3 protein-coding genes are annotated in these 6,308 nt (G+C 40.6%); all 3 read right to left on the bottom strand.

Annotated features, from left to right (window positions below):
- Window positions 1-5,130: prealbumin-like fold domain-containing protein (locus F9856_RS06695; protein ID WP_202106131.1), on the bottom strand; the 5,130-nt coding region annotated here is incomplete at its 3' end.
- A gap of 332 nt (window positions 5,131-5,462) precedes the next feature.
- On the bottom strand, window positions 5,463-5,816 hold the full coding sequence (locus tag F9856_RS06690) for an arsenate reductase family protein (RefSeq protein WP_202106130.1): 354 nt from the start codon (window positions 5,814-5,816) through the stop codon (window positions 5,463-5,465).
- Window positions 5,813-6,307: a methylated-DNA--[protein]-cysteine S-methyltransferase gene (locus F9856_RS06685; protein WP_202106129.1), complete on the bottom strand. Its 495-nt coding sequence runs from the start codon at window positions 6,305-6,307 to the stop codon at window positions 5,813-5,815. Before F9856_RS06685 ends, F9856_RS06690 begins: the two co-directional genes overlap by 4 nt.
- Window position 6,308: the final 1 nt, after the last annotated feature.

Raw genomic sequence — 6,308 nt, 5'->3', positions numbered from 1 at the left:
TCCTGTGATAAGACTCGGCAAGTTTTCCAATCCCTTGATGCGTTTGGAAATACGCAAGGTTTTTAAGCGGTCGTTTTTGACTTTGATTTGTACTGTATCTGGAGATGTTGCACTGGTGGCTATCCCGTCCGCAAACTCTTCACTCACTGTTACACGTCCATCTGAGTGGATTGTAAATGGTATTAAGTTTGTCAGTTGTGTATACCCTTGCGGTGCTCGGATTTCTTTAAGATAGTAGGTTCCTGCTTCAAATCCAGAATTGGCACCGCTTCCATTTGTGAATGTAAACATACCATTTTGCAGATTGGCAATTTGACCATTAAGCGTTTCTCCTGTAGCATTTGTCACCGCGAAACGTGGGGCGGTATCGTTGACGCCTTCCGTAATCGTTTGTCCTGTCTCCGCATCGATTTTTACAATCTTAAGCTTAAATTTCGGTGGAGAGTTAACGATAGTCGAATTGCCACGAGTAAATCGGGCTGTTCCATCTTCGTTTACAGTAAACTGAACCACTGCTTGAGTTGGTTTTGCATAGCCATCTGGTGCACGAGTTTCCCACAGTTCATAGGTGGTATTTGGCAAGAGACCTTTCAGGACAAATTGTCCATTGGCTTTAGAGAAGAGGTTTGTTCGTACAACTGTAAAACCAGTTGAGTGTATCTGACGCAATTCAAAGATTGCATTTTCCAATGGTTCTCCCTGAGCATTTTGCTTCGTAAACGTTAGTTCAAGCGGTTGATTATAGATATCCAGAGTCACCACACCATTGTTCAGTTGAGGAGTACTGGTCTGGCTGTTAGCCGTGTCTGCCTGTTTACGCAGTTTAAGCGTTCCATTTTCTTCATAAACTGTTAAGTTGATCTGCCCCATTCCACGATAGCCTGTGGGTGCTCTTACTTCCTCCAGCGTGTAGTTCCCTACTGTCAACTCATTAAAGAGGAACTCGTCTGATTCAAATGTATTTCCGAGCGTCTCATCATATGGCTGACCACCATCTGTTTTTCTCAGGCGGAATACAGCACCTTTCAAGGGAGTATTTGCCAGATCTTTTTTCTTGAGTTTGAGGCTGAGTTTCGCATCCTTCTTGTTTATAATTTCAAACGGTGCTTGTGCAGTATAGGATTGTCCATCAATCGTTATATTGTCTGAATTTCTAATAATCAATCTATGGACTGTCGTATCTAGCGTATAACCCGCTGGTGCTTCAACTTCCTTGAAAGTGTACTCTCCTCCTAAGATATTAGTAAATTCAAGAATACCTTGTTCATTTGAACGAATGGTTTGATAAGGGCGCTGTTTCGAGTCGTAGAGAGTAAAGACCGCACCTTCTAACGGACGTTTTTGCTGATCCACTTTCTTAAGCCGGAAAGCATACCAATCTGTCGGATAGGCACCACCACTGGCAACCGTGTCTCCAGCAACAAAATAGTTATCTGTGCCCATTTTTCCACTGATTACTAGGCTATTCCACATTACATTGACTGCATTTCTCAGTGTATTATTTCCATTTTTTCGTTGTTTTATACGAACGATGATTGCCTTCCTTCCCCAATCACTTCCTTCATAATAAAACTCAAGTGCATAGTTTGACTGAAAACCAAAATTAGCATCTCCCCAATCCTCACGTTTCAACAGGACAGCCAGTCCCATATTGGTACCATCAATTCCATAATGATATGTTGTATTCGCACCACTATTTGAGGTTGTTTTATATTTAAGTTGTGCCATATCTGACTCAACATAAGAATCTGCCGGAGTCCCATCTGATACAAAAATTTCTAAATCTTTAAGAATGCTTGTATGGGTATTGCCATCGTACAGGGGGGTATCCACATGTAGCCGATCCCAAAACTTCCGTTTGTTTGCTAAAATACTGCCGGAAATATCGTTCCTACCTCCGTTATAAACCAACTCCCAGGTCACAGAATCAGCTGTCTGATTGATGACTTGTTTGTGAACGGAAGAAAATTGATGCAAACTTCCTTGTAGACCACCGCTACCATTCTCAGTCGCATTGAGCGTCCCGTTACCAGTCACAGTGTGGCTACAGTCAAAATTTCCACCTTTATAGCTAGTCTTATACTTCAACTTTTTATTTACAATGTTAGACTGTGTATTGATTGGATTTTCAGGGTCAAAAGAATACCAGACAGGTACTTCTGGACGCACACCAGTCAGATATTTTTTTCCAGCTACATTCGTATCGTTATTTATCTGAACTAGGTTTGCACTCTGATCACTACCAATTTCAAACCACCCACTGTATTCGTTCACAGAGTAAGCAGCAGATGTCAGCACAAATTTTAATTTTCTATCTTCTACATGGTAGGTCCGAGCAAGGATTACATCTGTACCTGATTTATAAACAGGTGTCCATTCGACAGATGGATTTGCTAAGTGTTCGAGTTTTAATTCTCTTGGCAATTCAATTGTAAAGCTATCACCTTCTTTAGCAAAAGCTGGTAATTTGAAGTAGAATTTTAACGACCCGTGGAATCCTCCCCATCTATTACTACCTCGTTGCCAAGTCAACCAGTTAATATTGACTGGTTCAACACTTGTGACACCGTATGATTCGCAAGAACCTGGTGGCGTAGGTGTGATAGGTTGGCTAGTATCCTTTTTATTCGTAAAGACATACTGCAAGTTTTTCCAATCCATCTGTGCAGTAGAAAGCGCATAGCCAACTGGAACATCTTCGGTCACTTCATAGTATATTCGTGTTTTTGTGGCAATACTGCCTGTTCCAGAAAACTTTTCGACATTTGAAACTGTTACCTGTGACTGATTTTCTGGCAAGGTTACTTTATGGTCTCGATAACTTCCACCATTGACAGAAAAAGTGACAGCGGTCTTCTCCGTACCAGTTGCCCATTTTTTCTGTATTGTAATATCACCTTTTAGTGCTTCTAGCGATGCTCCCGTAATCGTATGATTGGCTTTTTCATTTGTCACGTTGGTGATTGTTTCGACAACAGCAATGCCTCCTACTGGAACATCACTTACTGTGATTTGACTTTGCGCTTTATCAACTGTTTGCGTACTCTTTAGATTATAATTTCCCCCCTCAGTAGGTTCATAGACATAGACAGTCTTTGAATGAACCGCTTGTGTATTCTTATCTTCAGCAACGTCAAATGTATACGTTTGTACACTATCTGTCGTATTGAGACGAGAGGTATACCACTCAATCACCTTATTATCAGACTCGCGATAGCGACCATTCACTCGAATGGTATCTGATAATTTGGGTGTATCATAGGGTGAGGTGGTTTGATCACTTGGCAAGGTCAAACTACCTGCACTTTTAATGTTCCGCTCCTCCTCCCTAGTTAATACAATCGTTTGTCCATTTTGTGTCAAACGGGAACGTATCGGCGCTTGCACCTTAACATCCGAATAATAATCCAGTGTGTAGTTCTCACTTGGAAGAAGAATCGGTGTTTCAATGGTGTACACATATGTGCCATCTTGAATCGGCAACTGATTTGTAACAGAATTAAATCTACCAGAATCACTATACTGACTCGTCTCAGGATTTTCAAGCGTTTGTCCTTGGTTGTCGATAATAGATGTAATCTTAGGTGCTCCAAGTCCTGAGTCAACTGGCACCATAAAAGTATTTGCAATTTGTTTGATATATCTATCACTTGCTCCAGTAACGGTTGTAATATATTCCCAAATAATCTTCTTTTCACCAGTAGAGGTAACCTGAATTTCTTTCTTGCGTAAATCTCCTCCCTGTCTAAAATGACGTGTTACCCCCGGAATCTCAATCCGAATCGTATCAAAAATGTATTTTGTAATCTCTTCTTCTCGTGTAACAGTAGTGGTTGTTCCATTCGGATTGTTGATAATGGTAGTTGTACTATTCGTATTCGTTTCTGTTACAGCCCTCCTTGTCCGAGCAGAGCGCAACATACTACCAACCTGTCCTTCTAACTCATTCTTTTTAGCATTGGTGACATGGATTATTTTTTCGGCTCCACTTTCTTGCAACTGAATGGCTGGCAGCTGTTTCTCTACTTCGTAACCTTGAGCTGTTGACAATTGACTGATCTGGTACTCACCTACGGGCAAATCTCGCCATTCCAAGACTCCTTGTTCATCTGTACGACCTTTGTGAGCGCTTTCAAAATTTCCTACAGCTATCATAGAAAACTCCGCACCTGCGATGGGCTTGCTAGGTTGCAAAACACCTTCTTCGTATTCATGTAATACCAAGCGTAGATTAGCTGTTTGAATGGCTAAAGCTTGTTCTTCTTGTAGCACCTCTTCGCCTTCAGGTACTGGATTAGACTGCGTGTTGTCAGAAATAGATTCAGAAGTTTCTGGAATTGGCTGCTCGGTCTCAGAAACTGATTTTTCTGAGACTTGCTGCTCGGTATCAGAAACCGATTTTTCTGAGACTGGTTGTGAGGTATCGAAGGCTGCGGAATCAGTCACCATCTCTATACTATTTCTATTGACCAATTCTTCAAATGTTTTCCAGTCTTCTGTTAAGATGGTCTTATAATCTGAAGACAGAACGGCCATAAATTGACCAGTTTGTAGCGGACTCTTTATCTTCAAGCGTAGCAGAATTTCCTCGTATCTCCGCTCAGGCTGCTCTTCATCTACCTTCCACTCTATATGGCGTTCAGGATCTGGCTTGATTTTGATGGAGTAATAGCCTAGACCATATACAGGCAAGGGAGCTTCTAGAGAATCCTGTGTTGCATCAGTTGGGGCAACTTCCTGCTCAGGAAATTCCTTGGGCGCATCTTCTTCACGATAATCTTCGTCCTTGACAAAACCTAGTGGAAGTTTTTCCTTGAGCATCCCTTGCTCATCCAGCTGACTTTCCAGTTCCAGCTCATTCTGGAGCACCAAGGAAAGCCCTTTGCTGATGTCTACTCCCTCTTCAATCTGGACAATCACATCTAGCCTATCGAGCTGCTTTTGACTGGTATCTAGCTTAATGGCCAGCTTTTGACCATCTTCCTTCAGATGTTCTAGATACTTAGTCCGAATGGTTAGTGGCGTTGTAGCACTAACTGATTCCGAAAAAATTGTTATCGGTAGCCGAATAATATCCAAACATAGAACAAGTAATAAGAAAGAACTAAGAAAGTATCTTACCTTTTTCATAACTTTACTCCATTTCATATACTTATATGCATAATTATTCTTTATCACGTTGTTATTTCAGCAATATTATACTAAATTTTTTTAAAAAATAAAAGTAGTTTACGGCAAAAAACAAACAAATTTCACTGTTATATATATATATATATATGCAAACGCGATTTTTTCAGCAGTTTTGCAGAGAGTTCTGAAAAAATCTTTGAAATTTTCTTGGTTTCAATCATACAAATATATATAGTTTTCATATATGTTTATTATGTCTATTTATACTCATTGCATGATTGGTAACTATTGCCCTTTATTTAGACTTTTATAGTCAATAAAAAATCCCGACCTTATAAGCCGAGATTTTCATATTTTGTTCGATAGCCAATCTGTAAGATTTTTCCATCTCGAATAAGTAATGGACGTTTAATCAGCATACCATCATTAGCTAATAAGTCTAATGCTTGATCCACCGTCAAACTATCAAATTTATCCTTCAGACCAAGTTCGCGGTAACTATTTCCTGAAGTATTAAAATACTTTTTCAATTCAAGACCTGTTGCTTCCATCCAAGCTTTTAACTCTTCAGCACTAGGCGGTGTTGACTTAATGTCAATAGCTTCAAATTCCAAGCCCAAACTCTTCAGCTCTGCTTTTGCTGCCCGACAAGTCGAACATTTAGGATATTCATAAAATATGATCATTTCTTCACCTCAAACTGTGGATTTTCATGTTGCAAGAGCCAGATTTTTTTATCCAGTCCTCCAGCATAGCCTGTCAACTGTCCTTTCTGATTGAGAACACGGTGACAGGGAACAATAATAGAATAGGGATTGCACCCAACTGCTCCTCCTACTGCCTGCCCAGAACGAAGGCCCAGTTGCTGGGCAAGTTGTCCATAGCTAGTCGTCTGACCATGAGGGATTTCTTTCAATAGAGTCCAGACATTTTCCTGAAATTCAGTCCCAATAGCTTCAAGAGGCAGGCTAGTAAAATCCACATCTTGACCTGAAAAATAAGCATCCAGCAAGAGACTGGTCTGGTCTAAAATGGGATGGGATGCTAAAATAGCTTTCTCATTCAAGCCTCGTTCAAAATATTTTTGTCCCTCAAACCAAGCTCCTCGCATGCCCCTATCACTAGCAACAAGGGACATAGGCCCAAGTGGACTTTGATAGATCGTTTTCACATACATA

It is taken from the genome of Streptococcus suis (genome assembly GCF_016743335.1).
In the GTDB taxonomy this organism is placed as follows: Bacteria; Bacillota; Bacilli; order Lactobacillales; family Streptococcaceae; genus Streptococcus; species Streptococcus suis_Y.
This window is presented reverse-complemented; position numbering and strand designations above follow the sequence as displayed.